The organism is Croceitalea sp. W27 (assembly GCF_055693185.1).
Genome location: NZ_CM146327.1, coordinates 2,422,376 through 2,443,328 on the forward strand (window position 1 = coordinate 2,422,376; position 20,953 = coordinate 2,443,328).

General features: G+C 39.4%; 17 protein-coding genes. 14 read left to right on the top strand and 3 right to left on the bottom strand.

Annotation, left to right across the window (positions count from 1 at the left end; genetic code table 11):
• Positions 1-69: 69 nt before the first annotated feature.
• On the bottom strand, positions 70-807 hold the full coding sequence (locus ACZ1GR_RS10945; RefSeq protein WP_472609017.1) for a carboxypeptidase-like regulatory domain-containing protein: 738 nt from the start codon (positions 805-807) through the stop codon (positions 70-72).
• A 161-nt stretch (positions 808-968) separates the two neighbouring features.
• On the opposite strand from ACZ1GR_RS10945, the gene ACZ1GR_RS10950 reads away from it, so the two are divergent.
• Positions 969-1,622: an HAD family hydrolase gene (locus ACZ1GR_RS10950; protein ID WP_472609018.1), complete on the top strand. Its 654-nt coding sequence runs from the start codon at positions 969-971 to the stop codon at positions 1,620-1,622.
• Here the strand turns inward: ACZ1GR_RS10950 and ACZ1GR_RS10955 are convergent.
• Together ACZ1GR_RS10955 and ACZ1GR_RS10960 are read right to left on the bottom strand one after the other, a co-directional pair.
• Complete coding sequence (locus ACZ1GR_RS10955) at positions 1,608-2,843, bottom strand: NAD(P)/FAD-dependent oxidoreductase (protein WP_472609019.1); 1,236 nt, start codon at positions 2,841-2,843, stop codon at positions 1,608-1,610. The two genes, ACZ1GR_RS10950 and ACZ1GR_RS10955, sit on opposite strands and share 15 nt — an antisense overlap.
• A 79-nt stretch (positions 2,844-2,922) precedes the next feature.
• Positions 2,923-3,384 (bottom strand): Rid family hydrolase, encoded by a 462-nt coding sequence (locus tag ACZ1GR_RS10960; RefSeq protein ID WP_472609020.1) that lies wholly within the window; start codon positions 3,382-3,384, stop codon positions 2,923-2,925.
• Between the two features lie 140 nt (positions 3,385-3,524).
• Here ACZ1GR_RS10960 and ACZ1GR_RS10965 point away from each other — a divergent pair, with 140 nt between their 5' ends.
• The 13 genes from ACZ1GR_RS10965 (at position 3,525) to ACZ1GR_RS11025 (ending at position 20,937) form a co-directional block, all read left to right on the top strand.
• Positions 3,525-3,926, top strand: a complete 402-nt coding sequence (locus ACZ1GR_RS10965) for a hypothetical protein (RefSeq protein ID WP_472609021.1) — start codon at positions 3,525-3,527, stop codon at positions 3,924-3,926.
• A gap of 33 nt (positions 3,927-3,959) precedes the next feature.
• Positions 3,960-4,712: a helix-turn-helix domain-containing protein gene (locus tag ACZ1GR_RS10970; RefSeq protein ID WP_472609022.1), complete on the top strand. Its 753-nt coding sequence runs from the start codon at positions 3,960-3,962 to the stop codon at positions 4,710-4,712.
• 99 nt (positions 4,713-4,811) lie between these two features.
• Positions 4,812-5,423, top strand: coding sequence for a hypothetical protein (locus ACZ1GR_RS10975; protein ID WP_472609023.1), 612 nt, complete (start codon positions 4,812-4,814; stop codon positions 5,421-5,423).
• A 514-nt stretch (positions 5,424-5,937) separates the two neighbouring features.
• The gene (locus ACZ1GR_RS10980) at positions 5,938-7,506 is read left to right on the top strand and encodes a S8 family serine peptidase (protein WP_472609024.1); all 1,569 of its coding nucleotides are present in this window, start codon (positions 5,938-5,940) and stop codon (positions 7,504-7,506) included.
• 130 nt (positions 7,507-7,636) lie between these two features.
• Positions 7,637-10,774, top strand: coding sequence for a VPS10 domain-containing protein (locus ACZ1GR_RS10985; RefSeq protein ID WP_472609025.1), 3,138 nt, complete (start codon positions 7,637-7,639; stop codon positions 10,772-10,774).
• An 85-nt stretch (positions 10,775-10,859) separates the two neighbouring features.
• Positions 10,860-11,213, top strand: coding sequence for a GIY-YIG nuclease family protein (locus ACZ1GR_RS10990; RefSeq protein WP_472609026.1), 354 nt, complete (start codon positions 10,860-10,862; stop codon positions 11,211-11,213).
• Between the two features lie 192 nt (positions 11,214-11,405).
• The gene (locus tag ACZ1GR_RS10995) at positions 11,406-14,534 is read left to right on the top strand and encodes a VPS10 domain-containing protein (RefSeq protein WP_472609027.1); all 3,129 of its coding nucleotides are present in this window, start codon (positions 11,406-11,408) and stop codon (positions 14,532-14,534) included.
• Between the two features lie 265 nt (positions 14,535-14,799).
• The gene (locus ACZ1GR_RS11000; RefSeq protein WP_377766860.1) at positions 14,800-15,348 is read left to right on the top strand and encodes a CopD family protein; all 549 of its coding nucleotides are present in this window, start codon (positions 14,800-14,802) and stop codon (positions 15,346-15,348) included.
• A 171-nt stretch (positions 15,349-15,519) separates the two neighbouring features.
• A complete protein-coding gene (locus ACZ1GR_RS11005; protein WP_472611814.1) occupies positions 15,520-16,926 on the top strand; it encodes a sensor histidine kinase in 1,407 nt (468 codons plus the stop codon).
• A gap of 67 nt (positions 16,927-16,993) precedes the next feature.
• Complete coding sequence (locus ACZ1GR_RS11010; protein ID WP_472609028.1) at positions 16,994-17,776, top strand: enoyl-CoA hydratase/isomerase family protein; 783 nt, start codon at positions 16,994-16,996, stop codon at positions 17,774-17,776.
• Between the two features lie 25 nt (positions 17,777-17,801).
• On the top strand, positions 17,802-19,352 hold the full coding sequence (locus ACZ1GR_RS11015) for a hypothetical protein (RefSeq protein WP_472609029.1): 1,551 nt from the start codon (positions 17,802-17,804) through the stop codon (positions 19,350-19,352).
• Positions 19,353-19,407: 55 nt separating this feature from the next.
• Positions 19,408-20,481, top strand: coding sequence for a PA0069 family radical SAM protein (locus ACZ1GR_RS11020; RefSeq protein ID WP_472609030.1), 1,074 nt, complete (start codon positions 19,408-19,410; stop codon positions 20,479-20,481).
• Positions 20,482-20,583: 102 nt separating this feature from the next.
• A complete protein-coding gene (locus ACZ1GR_RS11025) occupies positions 20,584-20,937 on the top strand; it encodes a YciI family protein (protein ID WP_377766856.1) in 354 nt (117 codons plus the stop codon).
• The last annotated feature ends 16 nt before the right edge of the window (positions 20,938-20,953 follow it).

Genomic DNA, 20,953 nt, shown 5'->3' on the forward strand with positions numbered 1-20,953 from the left:
TATTCATATTTACCACATGTAAGTCGTAAAAATAGGCCTAAACTGACAGCTAAAAGATAATAGAAGTAATTAGTGCGAACCTTTTCTTCGAAATAGTTTTTTCACTTTAGTGATGGTGTCATTTTTCTTTTCAGGATATTCTTGAATAGCTATTTCACCCAAAATTACAAGCTCTTCGGCGAGTTCAATGGTCAGTGGTTTAGTGTTTTTGTCGATAGTGATTTTTTGGGTTTCAAAACCTAAATTGGAGACCCAAAGCACCTGTTTTTCTAGATTTCTTGAAGTAGGCACTTCAATACTGAATTCACCTTTCATATTAGTCTTTATGCCTGTTGCAGTTCCTTCCAAAACAATAGTAGTTCCGGGCAAAGGCTTATTATTAAGGTCTTTGACAACCCCGGTAATGCTATATTTCTCCGTTTTTATAGCTTGGGGGGCAATACGCCCTACCACATAATGCTGTGGTGTTTGAGTGGGTTTAGTACTTTGCTGTGCAACCAAAGGGGTACCCAATGCTAGGAGTGAAGTAAAACCAAGCATAGCGGCATTGCGTCTAAACTGGCTTTGAGACGGTGTTGGTAATGGGGTGTTTAGTTGCTCTGGTTTAAACCTTCCGCAAATGCTTGTTCTGAGCGAGGTCGAAGAGCTATCGCCTTTGGCTATTTTTCTTGCAAGTTCTTTATTCGTGGTGTTGGTAAAATCGATAACTTCTTTTGCACAGCTTTTGCAAAAAGCCCCTTTTTGGGTAGCTGTCATCTTGTTCCAATCTTCTGAACATGGTTCCGGTATGGTTATTTTATAGCTCATAAGGTTTTTATTTACCACTAAACTAGTTTGAAGCAATGTTCTAAAAAAGCCATAATGAGGGAAGCACCCTTTTGATTGAGGGAAATAGTACCAGTTAAAAGTTGGTCTTGGTTGATTCGTGCTCAAGTAGAAGGTTGTGGTTATCTTCGCAAAAAAAAGAAATGTTCAAAGCCGTATTGTTTGATATGGATGGGGTCATTATCGATTCCGAACCCCTTCACCACAAAGCTTATGAGGGTATGTTTAGGGAAGTCGGTATTAGGGTGCCCGATTCCCTTTATGAAAGCTTTACAGGGCAGGCGACTTTGGCCATCTGCAACGAATTGGTGGCGCATTTTAAGCTGAAACAATCGCCACGGCAGTTGGTGAACATTAAACGGAGTATTTTTAAAAACCTGTTTTTCAACGACCCAGATTTACAATTGATCTCGGGAGTGTTGGAATGTATCAAAGACTATCATAAAAACGGACTTACCTTGGTTTTGGCCAGTTCGGCGTCTATGATTACCATAAACAATGTGTTTTCGCGATTTGATTTGAACCGGTATTTTAAGGAGAAACTAAGCGGAGCGGATTTAAAGGCATCTAAACCGCATCCTGAAATTTTTCTAAAGGCCGCAGAAGCATCAGGGTATGCAAAAGAGGAATGTTTTGTAATCGAGGATTCCACTAACGGAATTAAAGCTGCCCATACTGGCGGTATTTATTGTGTAGCTTTTAAAAGTCCACATTCCAAAAATCAGGATTATACATTGGCTAATAAGGTGATTTCAGATTTTGATGAAATACGATTTGAAAGTTTAGCTGCTTTGTAATTTTTCGATTACTGCTTTTGCCGCTGTCTCCCCAGAAATCATCGCCGCATTTAAAGAACCGCTTAAGGTATAATCCCCGGCCATAAAGACACCATTTTTTAATGTATTTGAGGTGGATGCGTCCATCTTCAAGTTGCTAATATCTGGCAAAGCCTGTTGGATAGTATAATTTCTTAGAAAATTTTTTGTTGTAATTCCGCAGTGTTGTTGTAATTCTTCTTGTACTTTTTTGGCCAATACTTCATCGGTCATAGCGTGCCTTTTTACAACAGTGACCGATAAAATAGGGTCGCCGTTTAAACCTTGCCCGAAGGGGTAGTAGAGGTTGTTGACATAGGTATTTTCAGCTGCTAATAACCCAATGATACCTTCCTCAAATACACGTTTCGAAACAGTAAAATAGAGGTTGTCACAGCTTTTCCATTTTACGTTTTGCGAGGCTATATTTCCGGTCTCAGCATCTAAAGTAATAGTGCTGATAACAGCATCGCCCGCAACTGAAGTTCCATCTTTCAAGATAATCTCACCTTGCTTTACGGCAGCTACTTGTGATTTATATGAAAAGGTGCATTTATGTAGTCCATTCGCTAGTTTTTCAGAAATGGCACCGATACCCATTTTTGGTATGGCCGCGTAGCCTTCGCCGAACATTTTAAAAACAAACTCGAATAGACGTGATGAGGTGTGTAATTCTTCCTCCAAGAAAATCCCCGTAAAAAAAGGTTTGAAAAAATTTGAAATGATCTTATCAGAAAATCCATAAGCTTTTAGATAATCCAAAGTTGTTTTTTCAGGTGCTGCAAAGATATCGGTGACGGACTTTGATTTTAACTTTCTGGTTAGGGTAAAGATTTTAAACTTATCATATAACGACCCCACCGAAGCACGTACCGTTGGCCATAATGCGGACCTATCACGTAAAGGGTCACCGATACGTTCGGTTTTCCCATTTTTAAAAACTAAGGCCCCGGGTTGAAACTGTTGCAGGGCTAAGGCTTTATAGTCTAAATGTTTCTGGGCCTGCTGATAAGCCGTAAGCAAGACCTGAAACCCATGGTCGTAAAGTACCCCGTCAAAATTATCGGTTTTTACACGGCCCCCTGGCGAATCGGTAGCCTCAAGAAGTGTAGGCGCGTATCCGTTTTCTTCCAATGTTTTTGCGGCGATTAAGCCACTGATACCTGCGCCAACAATATAGATTTTCGCTTTTTCCTTGTTCATGAATATGCCTAAGAGATTAGTTCAAAAATACCCTAGAAATGTAAAATAGCTATGCTGAATTAACAAAAAAGAGACTCGCTTAATCTTTGACTACGGCAATAGCCTCAATCTCTACGCCCCAGGTGGGTGCGCCTAAAGTGGCTACGCCAACCAATGTACTGGCAGGCATATCACTATCACCAAGAAGCTCTTTCCGTACCGCTCTAAAGGTATCTAGATATTCGGGTTGGTAATCCACTACAAAAGTGCTGTATTTGACCACATCGGTGAAGCTGGCACCACTATTCTTCAAGGTTTTTTGAAGCTTGGCTATGGCATCTCTAAACTGTGCCTCAAAATCTTCGCCTTCACCTACTTGACCAGAAATATAGATGGTTTTTATACCATTAGCCTCAACAACCACAGCTTCTGAATACCCTTGGCGAGGGTCGATGTGGGTTTTACTGAGACTCACCTTTTGCTCTGGAGTATCATGGGTATGAGGTGTCTCTGTTTTACAACTAAGAACAAGAATAAAAAGGAATAGGTAAAGTGGTTTCATCAAGATAAATTTTAGAGTAAGATAGTTTTTTAATTGCACTTTTATAAAAGGTCAATTAAATGATTTTAAACACTTAAAAGAATCATTCAAACTTTGCTTGAAAGTCACAAGGAGTTATATTTATAGCACAATCGCGTTTTATGACAACACAGTTTTTGGCGGGCTTTCCAGACTTTAATAGTTATAGTACCCCACTCTTAATTTTAGGGCTGCAAGGGGCTATTTTATGCGTGCTCTTATACCGTAGGTATCTTAACAAAAAAGCTTTGCCAGATATACTGTTAGCAGGTATTCTCTTTATTCTATGTTACCCCCGTACTACCTATACCATTGGTTTTATGGGCTGGTACGATACGTATCGAAATACCAAAATCAACTACTTTTTGGTGAGTATGGACCTGCTTATGGCACCCCTCATTTATTTCTATGTTAAAAGTGTAGTGACGCCAAAGTTTAAGTTATTAAAAAAACACTTTTGGCATTTTGTGCCTTGGTTATTGTTTTTTCTGGCCAAAGCGGTTATTTATCTATATGATGCCTAACAACCCGGTTTTGAAGATAACCAGAACGGGTATTTGGTAGAGAATTTTCAGTGGCCTTACCTAAACCCGCTAGTGACCTTTTTTGGTTCGGCACAAATGCTCTTGTATTTGGCCTTTTCATTTCAGTTGTACCTTAGGTACAAGAAGGAAATACAACAGTTTTTCTCAAATACGGCCAATAAAGAACTGCTCTGGATACGTAATTTTCTCTTTATCTACACAGCTATTTTTATCTATGGCTTGGTACAGGTTTTTGTAGACGAGTATATTGTGGAGATGAGTTGGACGCAAAAATGGTGGATACAATTCTTCTCCGCCATTGCGCTGTTATATTTTGGGGTGAAAGGCTATTTTACCGATTTCAATTTTTTAAAAGACTTTGAAAAACCTAATAAAAAGGCGTTCATGGATTCGGCATCTACAGTGAAAGCATTGGACCGTGACTTATTAGAGCAAAAAGAGAACATCGACACCCTTTTTAAAGAGGAAAAGATTTTTTTAGACCCCGAACTTAACCTAAAGCAGTTGGCCGAAAAGACCAATTTAAATAGGGGTGAAGTTTCGGAGGTCATCAACCAAGGTTTTGGGATGAATTTTAATGACTTTGTCAATCAGTTTAGAATCACCGAGTTTCAGCAACGCTTGCAAAGCGGTGCACACGAACAGTTTTCATTGGTGGGTATTGCTTTTGAATGTGGTTTTAACAGTAAAGCGACCTTTAACCGAGTCTTTAAAAAAGCGGTGAAACTTACCCCGACGGAATACCTGAATTCCATAAAAAATTAGCGTCTCAAATCGTATGAGACGTCTCTTTTTTATTTAAGTGGTTCAACGATTTTCACTTTCTCAAATTTGTTGCAGTAATAATCTCAAAAACAAACAATCATGAGAAAAACAGTCATTTTTAGTATCGTCTTATTTTTAATGGTCGTGTCCGCATTATGGGCACAGAAGTCCAATCTTGAAATCGCATCCGGTTCCGCTATGGAGCTTGATTATCCTAACTACAACATGTATGAGCTACAGCTTAAAAACAATACCGGGGCACAAATTGATGTGGAAGTTCAGAACAAAAAGACCGGGGAATTTGTCCGTGGTTTTGGACTAGGACCTTTGGGCAAAGTCGAGGTAATCGTAGAGCAAGGAAGCAAAATTGTATTTACCAACAACTCTAAAAAATTGGGAAAACTAGCGATAAAAATGCTCAATACGGATGTACAGCTAAAACCAAAAAACACCAACGAAGACAGGGTTAGTTTTACTTTGGTGAATCCTAGCAATAAACCTATTCCGTTGATCATTCCTAATGTGATGAATCCGAACCTATCGCCAAATTCATCCAGTGGGGTAGATTTAAAAATTGGACAAGAGCTTTTGTTTAGAAACGGACTTAAAAGATATGTGCTTTTAACAGTTGACGAAACCATTAAAGAAGGGCAAGAGCTTGACGTGTATGCTTTGTTGCAACAACGTAAAAAAGAGCTGGGATTGAAGTAGGTTAGTTTTACCATTCATTTTGTCAGTTCGAGTGATTTTACGCAGTAAAATAGTATCGAGAACCATAGGGAAACCAGTGCTTCTCGATACAAATTTTCTTGTACCTCGAAAATTCACTCGAAGTGACATCGATTTTTTATGATACTACTACGGCTTGTCAGTTTGAGTGATTTTACGAAGTAAAATAATATCGAGAACGTTTTGGAAAACCTGAGTTTCTCAATATATTTTCAACTCCTTCGTAGCTACATTGAAAACACTAATTGAGACTAGGTTTTAGTTTTTGAATAAATTTAGCAGATAGGTTTCATATCAAAAACTTCAACGAACTACCGCCAGACTTTTAATTATTCCTTACATTTAAAGAGACGAATTCCGATAGAGATATTTGGTTATGTGGGGTCATTTTGAACGTAATACAATATGTGAGAGAAATCTAGATTTCTCAATCGTTATAACCTCCTCATTTCGAAATGACAATCACTTTTAGTACTTACTAATTAAAAACACTCAAATGAAGTATTTGCTTTCTAAAGCTATCTTGTTATTATTTATTTTTTTTAGCGTTTCTAGTCGTTCTCAAGAATTAGATACTGTAGCTTTAAAAACTTGGTGGCAAAAAGATTTGGCAAAAGATAGTATCCCTGGTGTCGGATTGGATAGGCTCTACAAAGAACTAATTAAAGATCTTGAAGGCCAAGAGGTAATCGTAGCTGTTTTGGACACAAAGCTAGACATTGATCACGAAGATTTAAAAGACCAGATTTGGATAAATGAAGATGAAATACCAAATAACGGTATTGATGATGACAACAATGGCTATGTTGATGACGTCAATGGATGGAATTTTTTAGGTAACGCGAATGGCGATGAGGTAGAATATCAATCTTTGGAGGTAGTTAGAGTTGTAAAGGCTTATGAGAGAAATTATAGTACTGGTAAAAACAAACCTACGCCTTCGGAAGAAAAAGAATACCTGAAAGCAAAAGAAGAATTGCAAGAACAACGTAGTTCGAATCTTGGTAGCATAAAGTATTTAGACTCAATTTCACAAGTGTATTTTGATTGGAAACGACAGGTTTTAGTCGAATTAAAAGACGGGGCTTATAACATAAAGACTCTCGATAGTTTAGTGGGTATCGGTTTGGCTTCAAAAGAGCATATTGATTGGATGAAACAAATGATTGATTGGGGCATAGAGGAAGAAGGTGGTTTTAACGTTTATATTGAGAATAATAAAAAAGAATTGGAAACATTCTTGAATCCTGATTTTGATGAACGAAAAAATATAGGAAAGGGAAATCCAATAGTAAAGAATAATGAATTAATTTTTCAACATTCAACCCCAGTTTCCGGATTACTTGCCGGAACTAGGAATAATGATGTTGGAATAGATGGCTACTCAAACCATATTAGGTTAATGCCAGTGGTCATGGTCTCTTATGGGGATGAGCATGACGAGGATGTTGCAAAAGCAATCCGATATGCCGTGGACAATGGGGCTCAAATTATAAATATGAGTTGGGGAAAATATTATTCAACTCAAAAAGAATTAGTGAAAAAGGCTATGCAATATGCCGCAAAAAAAGATGTCCTATTGGTTTCGGGTTCGGGAAACGATGCAAAAAATATTGATATTGAACGTAATTACCCAACTGATTTTTATAACGGTTATGAGACAATCGACACCTTTATTAATGCAGGAGGAATTACATCTAAATTAGATTCCACATTAGTATCTTCTTTTTCTAATTACGGTAAAGTACAAGTAGATTTAATGGCTCCCGCCTCCGATATTTATTCTTCTGACCCGGATAATGCCTATAGTTCAAGTAGAGGAACTTCTTATGCGAGCCCAATGGTCGCTGGCACAGCTGCCCTGTTAAAATCATATTTCCCTAATTTAACGGCCATTCAGCTTAAAGAAATAATTCTTAATTCTGGCACTAAGCTGAATATTATGGTAAAACGGCCTGGAGATGAAGATGGTGACCCTTTAGTGCCATTTTCTTCTTTGTCTAAAACAGGAAGTATTCTAAATACTTATAATGCCTTTAAGATGGCTATGGAAATTAATAAATAGCTACTAGTTTACTTGATTTTTACTACTTTTAAAAAGACTAATTCAACCTGGTATTTTGCCACGGTAACTGTATCGATTACACTCGATAGGGTAACAGCTTTTGCAATTTGCCAACCAAAAAGAACACAAAATGAAATACTTGCTTTCCAAAGCTGGCTTACTATTGCTTACGCTTTCCCTTTCTACAATTTCTACAGACGCACAAAGAAGAAATAAAACCCAGAAGGCGGCGCCTTCAATTCCTTCAGAATTATATTCCAGCATGGAGTACCGTCTGGTAGGGCCGTTTCGTGGTGGCCGTTCAGCTGCCGTGACCGGAGTCCCAGGTGAGCCCAACTTATTTTACATGGGATCCACAGGCGGTGGGGTATGGAAGACCATGAACGGGGGTCGTACTTGGGAAAATATCTCCGATGGGTATTTCGGCGGTAGTATCGGAGCCGTTGAAGTTGCCAAAAGCGACCCCAATGTGATTTATGTGGGCGGTGGTGAAAAAACCCTTCGTGGAAATGTTTCCAGCGGGTATGGAATTTGGAAAACCGAAGATGCCGGTAAAACTTGGACATCGGCAGGGCTAAAAAATAGCCGCCATGTACCGCGTATACGTATTCACCCTACAGACCATAATACCGTATATGCCGCTGTTTTGGGAAATATCTATAAACCAACACAAGAAAGAGGTATCTATAAAAGTACCGATGGAGGAAAAACATGGAACAAAAAGCTTTTTGTAAATGACCAAGCTGGGGCTGTGGACCTAACTTTTGACCCCAACAATCCACGTATTTTATATGCATCTACATGGCGTGCAAAACGTACCCCTTATTCCTTGAGTAGTGGTGGAGATGGTTCTGCCCTTTGGAAAAGTACCGATAGCGGTGAAACATGGACTGAAATCTCTAAAAATGAAGGTTTTCCCAAAGACACTTTGGGCATTATTGGAGTAACCGTTTCCCCAAAAAATAGCGAACGGGTTTGGGCAATAGTCGAAAACAAAGAAAAGGGAGGTCTGTACCGCTCAGATGATGGTGGCAAAAAATGGACGCAAGTCAATAGCGAACGTAAACTGCGCCAACGTGCATGGTACTATACCCGTTTATATGCCGACACAGAAAATGAGGATGTGGTTTACGTGTTAAATGTGCGTTACCATAAAAGTTCTGATGGGGGAAAAACCTTCAGCACCTTCAATGCGCCACACGGTGATCACCACGATTTATGGATTGCCCCAGAGAATAGTAAACGCATGATCATTGGTGATGATGGTGGAGCACAGGTCACCTATGATGGTGGGGAAACATGGAGTACCTATTACAATCAACCGACCGCACAGTTCTATAGGGTGACCACGGACAATGCCTTTCCATATCGTATTTATGTGGCGCAGCAAGACAATTCTACCATACGAGTGAACCACCGCTCCGATGGGGGAAGTATTGGCGAAGACGATTGGGAGCCTACAGCCGGGGGTGAGAGTGCGCATATTGCGGTAGACCCTACGGACAACGATATTGTTTATGGCGGTAGTTACGATGGATTCTTAACGCGAGTGAACCATAAGAACAATACGGTTCGGGGAATCAATGTATGGCCAGACAATCCTATGGGTGCCGGAGCCGAAGCGATGAAATATCGTTTTCAGTGGAACTTCCCTATTATTTTTAGTCGTCATAATCCGAAAAAATTATACACGTTTTCAAACCATGTACATGTTACGGAAAATGAAGGGCAAAGCTGGAAGTTGCTTAGTGGAGATTTAACAAGAAACGACCCAGACAAACTGGTAAGTTCAGGTGGGCCGATAACTCAAGATAACACTAGTGTAGAGTACTATTGTACCATTTTTGCCGCGAATGAAAGTCCGCTGAAAGAAGGTTTACTTTGGGTAGGTAGTGATGACGGTTTAATACACATCACCAAAGACGGTGGTCAAAACTGGGAGAATATTACTCCACCTAACATGCCCGAGTGGAGCATGATCAATAGTATAGAGCCTTCCGCTTTTGATGAGGGCACCTGCTATGTAGCGGCCACGCGATATAAACTGGGAGATTTCGCCCCCTATTTATATAGAACTACCGACTACGGAAAAACCTGGTCAAAAATTACCAATGGTATCGAGAGCGAACATTTTACGCGTGTGCTCCGTGAAGATCCTAAACAAAAAGGATTGTTGTATGCGGGTACCGAAACGGGAATGTATGTCTCTTTTAATGATGGTGCCAAATGGGAGAAGTTTCAATTGAATTTACCCATTGTGCCTATTACCGATTTGGCTTTAAAAGACAATAATCTCGTGGTGGCGACTCAAGGGCGTAGCGTCTGGGTTTTAGATGATTTAACAGTATTACATCAGTTAAATGCTTCGGATAAAGGTGCTGCTATGAAGTTGTTCGCTCCTAAAGATTCGTATCGAACAAAAGGTAGGGCAGCCACGAAACCTAGCTTGACTTCTGGGCAAAACCATCCTAATGGGGTGGTCACCCATTTTTATCTAAAAGATAAGAATGAAAAAGACAGTATCAGTCTTACCTATACCTCAATGGCAGGGGATACACTCGGTAATTTCAGCACTTTTGCCAAGGAGAAAAAGAATAAGTTGAAGATTGAAAAGGGTGGAAATACCCATGTTTGGGATACCCGTGGTAAGGGTGCAGAACGCTTAAAGGGAATGATACTTTGGTGGGCCAATTTAAATGGGGCGAAAGCAGTTCCTGGAAGTTATAAAGTCCATTTAAATGTGAATGGAACTACACAGAGTGAGACCTTTAAAATTCTACCTGACCCTCGCGCTGAGGTTTCGGTAGCCGATATGCAGAAGCAGTATGATTTTATATCCAGCATCAACGAAACGGTAGACAAGGCCCATCAATCCATCAAAAAGATTCGTAAAATCAATGAGAAATTAGATGCCTTTTCAAAACAGTACAAGAATAATGAGGCTACCAAAGCATTAGTGGAAAAAGCAAAAAAAATGAAAGAAGGTTTTGAAGAAATAGAGAAGGCCTTGTATCAAACAAAGAACAGAAGTAATCAAGATCCGTTGAACTTCCCGATTAAACTGACCAATAAATTGGCACATTTGAACAGTCTGGTGTCTATTGACGATTTCCCTCCTACGGAACAAGACATCGCAGTTAAAAATGAAATGACCGCTAAGATAAACACCCAATTGGATGCCTTTGATGCTTTGGTGGATAAAGAAATGAAAGAATTCAACGCTCAGTTTAATGCCTTGAAGTTGGAGTATTTATCTGTAGAAGAATAGAAAATGAGAGAAGTGCCGTCACTTCGAGCGGAGTCAAGAAGTAAGGGTTCAAATCACCAAAACCGGCATCTCGAAGCCGCTCGGTATGACAGGTTTTGCAGGTGGTAAAATAAATATGAAGTTCTATTATGTTTATATGGTTGAGTGCTCAGATGAATCAATTTATATTGGTCTTACAAATAATATAGAAAGAAGACTTAAGGAACATAATTCCGGATTGAACGATAACTCCTTTACTTCAAAAAGAAGACCGGTAAAGTTAATATGGCATCAAGAATTTATGCAATTTGCACAAGCCGAAGTTTTTGAAAAGAAGATTAAAAAATGGAGCCGGGCCAAGAAATTAGCTTTGGCGAATAAGGATTATGATATACTGCCTTTACTTGCAGAATGTAAGAATGAGAGTCATTCTAAAAATAAAGACTTAGATAAAATTTAAATGTGTACCCCTGAGCTTCTCGACTCCGCTCGAAGTGATAGCAAAATGGAGATTAAATTACATTTGTACTTCAAGAGTAGTCGAAAAACTCGAAGAGAGGGTTCAGTAAGAAAGAACTTAGTTCTACTGTCAGGTCGAGCGGAGTCGAGACCTTAGAAACATAAAAGATATAAAAACACCTATAAATCCAAAATGAAAAACAATATCCAACTCCTTCTGCTTATTCTTCTGACCACTTCAATAAGCTTTGCGCAAACGGCGGAAGATTATTTTAAGCCTTTAAAGTTCCGAAATATTGGTCCATTTCGGGGAGGTCGTTCAGTTTCTGCTTCAGGGGTAGTTGGGCAACCCATGACTTACTACATGGGTACCACCGGTGGCGGATTATGGAAAACCGAAGATGCCGGACAGCGTTGGAAGAATATCTCCGATGGTTTTTTTGAAATGGGCTCTGTAGGCGCGGTTGCAGTTTCAACCTACAATACCAATATTGTATATGTAGGAATGGGGGAGCATGCGCCACGTGGGGTAATGACCTCCTACGGAGACGGGGTATATAAATCTACCGATGCAGGAAAAACATGGAAGCATATGGGCTTAAAGGAAACGCAACATATTTCACGAATTATAATTCACCCGACTAATCCTGATATCGTTTATGTTGCCGCGCAAGGGCAACTGTATGGACCTAATAAAGAACGGGGTATTTACAAATCTACCGATGGCGGTAAGACCTGGAAACATACCCTTTTTGTCAATGAATTGACAGGTGCGGCAGAACTTTCGATGGATGCCAACTACCCTGAAATTATGTATGCCGCAATGTGGGAACATCAACGCAAGCCTCATATGGTGATTAGCGGCGGCGAAGGTAGCGGACTATACAAATCTACCGATGCTGGCGAAACATGGACAGAGATGACCGAAGGTCTTCCAGAAGAAAAAGGTAAAATGGCAATTTCTGTGAGCCCTGCTAATTCAAACAAGGTATATGCTTTGATTGAAAGTGATTCAAACCAAGACAAAGGAGGGCTTTTTGTTTCGAACAATGCCGGAAAAAGCTGGAGTATGGTTAGCGGAGATAACCGATTGACCCAACGCGCTTGGTATTATATTGAAGTGTTTACCGACCCCCAAGATGAGGATATTGTATATGTTTTAAGTGCTCCGGCTTTACGTTCTTTAGATGGAGGCAAAAATTGGGAACGTATTACAGGCACCCATGGCGATTATCACGATTTGTGGATCAATCCTAAAAATTCCCTCAATATGGTCATCGCCAATGATGGGGGTGCAGCAGTGACTTTTGACTTTGGAAAAACGTGGTCTTCGCAAGAAAATATGCCTACCGGCCAATTTTATCGCATCAATACCGATAACCTTTTTCCATATAACATTTATGCGGGTCAACAAGATTATTCTTCTGCTATGATAGCCAATATGTCACCGGGAAGAGGGGGCATTACCATGTCCGATTTTAGTCCCTCTGCTGGTGGGGAAAGTGCGTTTTTGGCTTTTGATCCCGATAATCCGAGATATGTAATGGGCGGAAGTTATTTAGGAACCATAGATGTATTGGATATGGAATCAAAAGCATCAACACAAGTAATGGCGGCACCTATTCAGTATTTGGGGCGTGAGGCTAGAAACATGAAATACCTGTACAACTGGAATGCTCCGACCTTGCGTTCGCAGCATGAAGAAAATACATTTTACCACGGAGCACAATTGTTGTTGCGAACTCGGGATATGGGCGTTACTTGGGAAGAAATGTCGCCGGATTTAACACGTGATATCGATGCCAAACAAGGTAATGGTGGTGGGCCCTATACCAACGAGGCTGTAGGTGCCGAGAACTATGGAACCTTGGCCTATGTATTGGAATCTCCTCATGAAGCCGGTGTTTTTTACACGGGAAGCGATGACGGTTATGTGCATATTACTAAAAACAATGGCGAAAGCTGGCAAAATATCACACCGAAGAACTTGGGCGAATCTTTAGTGAATGCCATTGAAGTTTCTCCGCATGACAAAGCCACGGTGTATATAGCTACCACAAAATACAAGTTCAACGACCATACACCTGCATTGTATAAAAGCACGGACTACGGAAAAACATGGACGAGTATCAATTCTGGTATTCCTTATGGGGCTTTTACAAGGGTAGTACGAGAAGACCCAAACCGAAAAGATTTGCTTTATGCCGGCACCGAAAAAGGGCTTTATCTGTCTTGGAATGGTGGCAAAACTTGGAAACCTTTTCAACTGAACTTGCCGAAAACACCGATTACGGATATTAAAATCCATCAAAACGATTTGATTGTGGCTACATCCGGAAGGGCCTTTTGGATACTGGACGATTTGTCGCTTTTAGCACAATACGAGCCAAAGCAAAAAGCACTAAAACTATACAAACCGGAGGATGCTATGAATGGAACCTGGTATAGTCAAATGAATGGTAATACAGATAAGTTTGATGGTACGAATACCTTGTCTGGGGTTAATCCCGCAAACGGTATGATTTTATATTATGAATTGCCAAAGCTGAACGATTCAACCATAATCACCATGGATATTTTGGATGCTTCTGGAAAAATAGTCCGGAGCTTTTCTTCGGAAAAGGATAAAAACTACAAACCGCACAATGGTGGTGGCCCCAGACCGGCGCCAACATTGCCAAAAAAAGAGGGATTAAACCGATTTGTATGGGATATGAAAACACCTATTTTACCAGGTGTCCCGAACACCTATATAGAATCTGCTTTTAGTGGTCACCGAGTACCTCCTGGGGAATATACTGTTCGCCTAAAAAATGGAGATACAATAGTAACTACAAAAGGGAAGGTCGTTGCTGTACCCACATACAGTACCACCCCAGAACAATATGCGGAATACCATGATTTTTTAACGGATGCCGAGGCGCGTTTAACAGAGATGCACAACACGGTAAATTCCCTATACAAGGTTCAAGGGCAGCTAAAAGAAGTTTTGAAAGATGTCAAAGATGCTGCTCTCAAAACAGAAGGGGAAAAATTGGTAAAAGATTTGGATGCTTGGGATAAGGATATGATACAGCGAAAATCACAGGCGTATGATGATGTAGAGAATTTTCCAAATAAGTTCACAGCCGAATATCTATTTTTAATCGATGCTACCAATAGTGCGATTCCGCGTGTAAACCAGCCCTCAAAAGACCGGAAAAAAGAACTCGATGCACAATGGGCGGTTTTAAAAAGTAAGGCGGAAGTGTTAAAGAATGAGGCAATTCCAGCTTATAACAAAAAATTATGGGATGCTGGTATTGGAGCTATTAGGTTGTAAGGGACTAAGCTTTGGCCTTGGGAATTAGTATTTTTCTTGTTATCTGTCTTTTCGAGTCTTTTTGCTATACTCAAGACAGGCTCTGTCGAGACCTATTTGCAATGTTTCGATGGGCTCAATATGATGTGCGCCCACTTTAATAAAAGAAAATGAGCAAATTACCGTCACTTCGAGCGGAGTCGAGAAGTATTAAGTTGATGCTTATTGGCCGATGGTTTTTTGTTGATTAAATTTACCATGAACTAACATTGATGTACCTTAAAAAATGGAATTATACAACTACATAAAATCCCTCCATCTAATCTTTGTGATTACTTGGTTTGCAGGGCTTTTTTATATTCCACGTTTGTTTATTTATCATATTGAGGCCAATGCAAAACCATCGCCTGAAAAAGAGATTTTGACCAAGCAGTTAAAACTGATGACCAAAAGATTATGGTTTATCATTACTTGGCCTTCAGCAATTTTATGTGTGTTTTTTGCACTATGGTTATTGCACCTACAAACAGCTTTGGTATATCAGCCATGGATGCAGGTAAAACTGGGTTTTGTGGTTTTACTGATTGCCTATCATTTTAAATGTCACCAGATTTTTAGCGAACTACAACGCGATGAGGTGAAGTACTCTTCCAACTTTATGCGCATCTGGAACGAAGGTGCTACGTTAATTCTTTTCGCTGTCGTGTTTCTCGTTATTTTAAAAAGTGCCGTGAATTGGATTTATGGAGTCTTGGGGATTATTCTTTTGGGTATTTTATTAATGCTGGGCATTCGTTTGTACAAACGTATTCGAGATAAAAACCCTGAAGCCTAAAAAAGGTATTGGCGCAAAGTTCAAGTTCAAACCTAAGAAAGCTCTTATCATTGTATTTGCAATTGATTTTTGAACTTGCATTTTAATTGGCTTGATTATTGCTAACTTTAAATCCAAATTAAGTCTTACTTGTTCAAAAAACTATCCTTACGGTCTCGCATCTTTTTTACCATGATTTTGTTGGTGCTAATTGCATCTGTACTCATCGCCGGGGTGACCATTTATCAGTATCGTGAACAATCAAAAGATTACCATCAAAACAGGTTGGAACGTAAAGAAGAACAGATACTACAGAGTATCAATTATGTTTTAAAAGAAACCACCTTTGAACCAAAAACGGAGAATCTAGAGTTTATTTTCAGACATGAGATTTATAAAATCTCGGACGTTCAAAATGTAAACTTCAATATTTATGATTTAGAGGGAACACTTATAAAAAGCTCCAAACCTGCCTTTGAAGCCGATTCGGTGGCAAATTGTTTAGATGCCGATGTATTGAACAATTTATTGGCCAGCACTAATAAACGTTATGTAGAAAAGAAACGTACGGCAGGAGATAAGTACCAAGCATCTTATAATTATATAACCGATCCTAAGTTTAAGCCCATAGGCATTATGAACCTTCCTTATTTTGAGGATAATTCGTTTAATGATATGGAACTAAGGGAGTTTTTAATGCGCTTAGGGGGGGTGTATTTGGTCATGTTGTTATCAGCAATTCTATTGGCCTATTTTATTTCAAAATACATTACCAGGTCACTACAGACCATTTCTGATAAGATGGGGCAAACCAATTTGAACAAGCGTAACGAAAAAATCATAATTGAAGACCCTAGTGAAGAGATAGGCAAGTTGGTAGATGCTTATAATGCCATGATAGATGAATTAGAACAAAGTGCTGCAAAATTGGCGAGAAGTGAGCGTGAACAGGCATGGCGTGAAATGGCCAAACAGGTAGCTCATGAGATTAAAAATCCGCTAACACCTATGCGACTTACGGTACAGAGCTTTGAACGAAAGTTTGACCCTGAAGACCCGAATGCCGAGCGAAAAATGAAAGAGTTCTCTAAAACCTTGGTGCAACAAATCGATACCATGAGCAATATTGCTTCGGCATTTTCGAACTTCGCTGATATGCCAGCACAGCAAAAAGAGACCCTGAACGTGGTAAAGGTTTCAAAATTGGCCTTAGATATTTTTCATGAACCCTATATACATTTTATCGCTGAAGATGAAGCCTTAATTGCCAAGTTGGATCGTACGCAGCTGATACGTGTTATTACAAACTTGGTCAAAAATGCGATACAGGCTGTACCTGAAGTAGAGAATCCTCGTATTTTGGTGACTGTCGCTTCTGAAGAAAATCAAATAAAAATATCTGTTGCAGATAATGGTGTAGGTATCGCAGATGAGTTTAAAGAAAAGATTTTTGAACCGAAGTTCACTACAAAATCCAGCGGTATGGGCCTTGGATTAGGAATGGTAAAAAATATTGTTGAGAATTATAGCGGTTCTATTGACTTTACATCTCAAGAAGGCAAGGGTACGGTCTTTACGGTAAAATTTCCAAAGCAATGATTATTGGTTTTGTCATTTGAAACCTGAATACTTAATTTTACCCATATCAATAGCTAACATTCAACCAATGAATTACGAAAACATTTATATAGAAGAAGAAAATAACATTGCCGTTATTACCATAGACCGGCCTAAGAAGTTGAATGCGCTAAATAAAGACACCATATATGAGCTTCATGAAGCATTTAAAGAGCTAGATGCGGATGCTGAAATAAAGACGATTATCATTACTGGCAGTGGCGAAAAAGCCTTTGTCGCCGGAGCGGATATTTCAGAATTCGCCCATTTTTCGGTAAAAGAAGGTGGAAAATTGGCTGCTAAAGGACAGGAAATTCTATTTGACCTCGTTGAGAACTTAAGTACTCCGGTTATCGCCGCCGTTAATGGGTTTGCTCTTGGAGGAGGTCTGGAATTGGCCATGGCCTGCCATTTTAGAGTGGCCAGTGACAATGCAAAAATGGGTTTGCCAGAAGTTTCTTTAGGGGTGATACCTGGCTATGGCGGTACGCAACGTTTGCCACAATTAGTAGGCAAAGGAAAAGCGATGGAACTTATCATGACCGCAGGCATGCTTGACGCCCAAAAAGCATTGGATTGCGGCCTGGTTAATTACGTGGTCGCCCAAGAAGAGTTATTGCCTCTTTGTCAAAAGCTGGCGAGCAAGATATCGAATAACTCTTCAGTTGCCATAAAACAGGCAATAAAAGCGGTAAATGCAGGTTATAGCTATGATAAGAATGGCTATGCCGTTGAGATTGATGCTTTTGGAGCGTGTTTCGGCACCAAAGATTTTAAAGAAGGCACTACGGCCTTTTTAGAAAAGCGAAAAGCCAATTTTCCTGGTTCATAGCCTTGGTATAACCAAAGCTACTTTTATGATTACAAGACTACTTCTAGTATGTGTATTGGCAATAGGACTGCAATCTTTTGCGCAGAAAATGCCTGTTTCTTATGATTTTAGTGAGAAGTTCAATGATAGGTATCGGTATTCAAACCTAGTAACCATTGACGATGATGGTGATGGGGGCTATATTTTGGTAAGAGCCTATTTTCAAGGTCTTATCTTAAAACCAAAAGGGTATTTTATTGAACGCTACAATAAAGATTTAGAACTTATTTCTGAATACAACTACAAATTAAAGGGGATGCAGTTCGTAGATGGCTTTACAAAAAATGGTCAGCTGAATCTTATCTTTTTGACCTATGATTTTGAACGTGGTATGTACAGATACACTGCTCACACTTCGAATTTGGTGAACTATAATTTTAAGACTACAAATCTTTTAGAGTTTAAGACGCCTGCAGTTGAAGGGGCATTTGGCAGAAACTATTACAACCGAAACTTTAAAAACGGATTTTCTACTACCCTGCTTTTTAATCCTGAGAAGACCGGCTTTATTATAAGCACACATCATATTAAAGGCAAAAAGAATCAACATACCATTCATTTGTTCGATACCAATTTGAATAAAAAATGGGAGCAAGATTTTTCAGCAGAAGTAGAAGAGAAGAACTATGCCTTTGAGCAGATTGCATTGTCTAATAATTTAGAAGAAACCTTTATTGTTGGAAAAGCTTATTTTAAAAAGAAGCGTTTTCAGGTCGACGAGCGTAAGTTTCAATATGAACTCATAAAAATTTCAGGGGGTGTTGCAAAAACACAGTCTTTTGATGACCCCGGTAAGTATTCTGAGGGTTTATATCCAATCATTGATGACAATAGGTTGCTATGTGTAGGGTTTTATGCCGATAGAAAAGATAATCGTTATAATGGGGTATCATATTTTGATATAAACCCGAGCTCCCTTGCCATTACATCTAAAAAATACCATCCTTTTTCCGAGCAATTTATGGAAGATAAATTTGGTAGAGAAGAAGATAAAGTAATCAAAAACCTCGTATTTAAAAGTGTGAATGTTACCGATGAAAATGACATTCTTTTTAATGCAGAAGAATATTTTGTAACCAGCAGTCTACAGGTCACCGGGGCCGGACAACGTATGAAAGTAGAGCGTTTTCACCACAATGATATCGTAAGTGCCAAATTGGATATGGACGGCGATTTGATATGGACAAGAAATATTAATAAGGCCGAAGTTACGCAAGGCGACGGGGCCTATGCCTCGTACAGTTCGTATAGTAAAGATGGCAAGACCTATTTCTTTATTTGTACCGCTGCCGAAAATCCGCAACTTATTAACGGAGAACGTTTAATCTTTAAACAGGGCTTGAGCAGAAATAGAAATGTATTTTTAATTTCTTTGGATGAATCAGGGAAACTTGATTATGAAAAGGTCATCGGCGATGAAGAGGCCAGACTGCCTTTAATGGTGTCTAAACCACTAATCGATTCTGCTAAAGACCAACTTCTGTTCTATGCCAAAAGAGGTAACAAAAAACAGTTGGTCGAAGTTGTTTTTAAATAAGATTATTTAACATCTAAAATAGGAATAATTCCATAAATTTGGAATAAATCCTAAATTGAAACAATCACTATATCTTAAGGGTAGAGGTGCGCAACAAAACACGCCCAACAAGTTTCTTAATCATATTTATGAGCAGCGAGACGATTTCTTGGAGTTTTGTAGACTTGAAGGTGAAGAAGCTGATACTAATCGCACCCAATATATTCCGATTTTTCCCAAAACTATTGTGAATAAGGTTACGAGCCCCGATGTTGGCATGCAGTTTTCGATGAATCCCTATCAGGGTTGTGAACACGGTTGTATTTATTGTTATGCACGCAATGCACATGAGTATTGGGGTTATAGCGCCGGGCTCGATTTTGAACGTAAGATTCTTATTAAAAAGGCGGCTCCTGAGCTTTTGGAAGAAAAGTTGAAAAGCAAAAAATGGAAGGCCGCTACCATTGTGCTTTCAGGTAATACAGATTGTTATCAACCTGCGGAACGGCAATTTGAGATTACAAGAAAGTGCTTGGCGGTTTTTTTAAAGTACCGCCATCCTGTTGGTATTATTACTAAAAATGCTTTGGTATTAAGGGATTTAGATATTTTGAAAGCGCTTTCCAAAAATGGTTTGGTAGGTGTTAATGTTTCCATTACTTCCTTATCCGAGGAAACTAGACGTCTTTTAGAACCTCGTACCACAACAATAGCCAAACGCTTAAAAACAGTTAAGGTTTTAGCTGAGAATGGTATTCCTGTAAATGCAATGCTAGCCCCAATGATACCGGGTATCAATAGTCACGAGCTTTTAAAGTTGGCACAAACTGTTGCTGACCATGGCGCTTTATCTTTTGGGTTTACCGTAGTCCGTTTAAATGGTGCGATTGGACAGATCTTTACAGATTGGATAGAAAAAGCTATGCCAGACCGTGCCAAAAAGGTATTGCATGCAATTCAAGATTGTCGCGGAGGGTCTTTAAATGATAGTCGGTTTGGGTTAAGAAATAGAGGGGAAGGCAAAATAGCATCTCAAATTCATGATATGGCCAAACTGGCTAGGCAAAAGTATTTTTCAGATAAGGAATTCCCGAAGTTAAGAACTGATTTGCACGAACAGTTTAAAGATGGGCAAATGAAATTATTTTAAATAAATTTATAGAGAGTTGTCCAATGTCTAGATGTGTTTTCGTCATGCTAATGAAAACAATGTAAAACCAGTCCGCCTAAGGGGGACACAAAATGTAAAGCGATGAGTAATTTTTTGTATTTATTTAGAGGTGGCGATGATGCTTATGGAAAATTGTCACAAGAAGAAAAACAAGCACATATGCAAGTATGGGGGGCATGGATGGGAAAGCTGCAAGAAAAAGGCCAATTATTAGACGGACTCCCCTTGGCCGAGGATGGAAAAGTAGTGCATAATAGGGGAGAATTAGTGACTAACGGACCATTTGCAGAAGGGGCTGAGCTTGTTGGAGGGTATTTAATAGTTTCCGCAAAGGATATGGATGAGGCGGTAGAAATTTCTAAAGGATGCCCCATTTTTGATTATGAGGGCAGTAATGTTGAGGTGCGTGAAATACTTTCAATGGACCAACACTAAAATCAAAATAGATAAA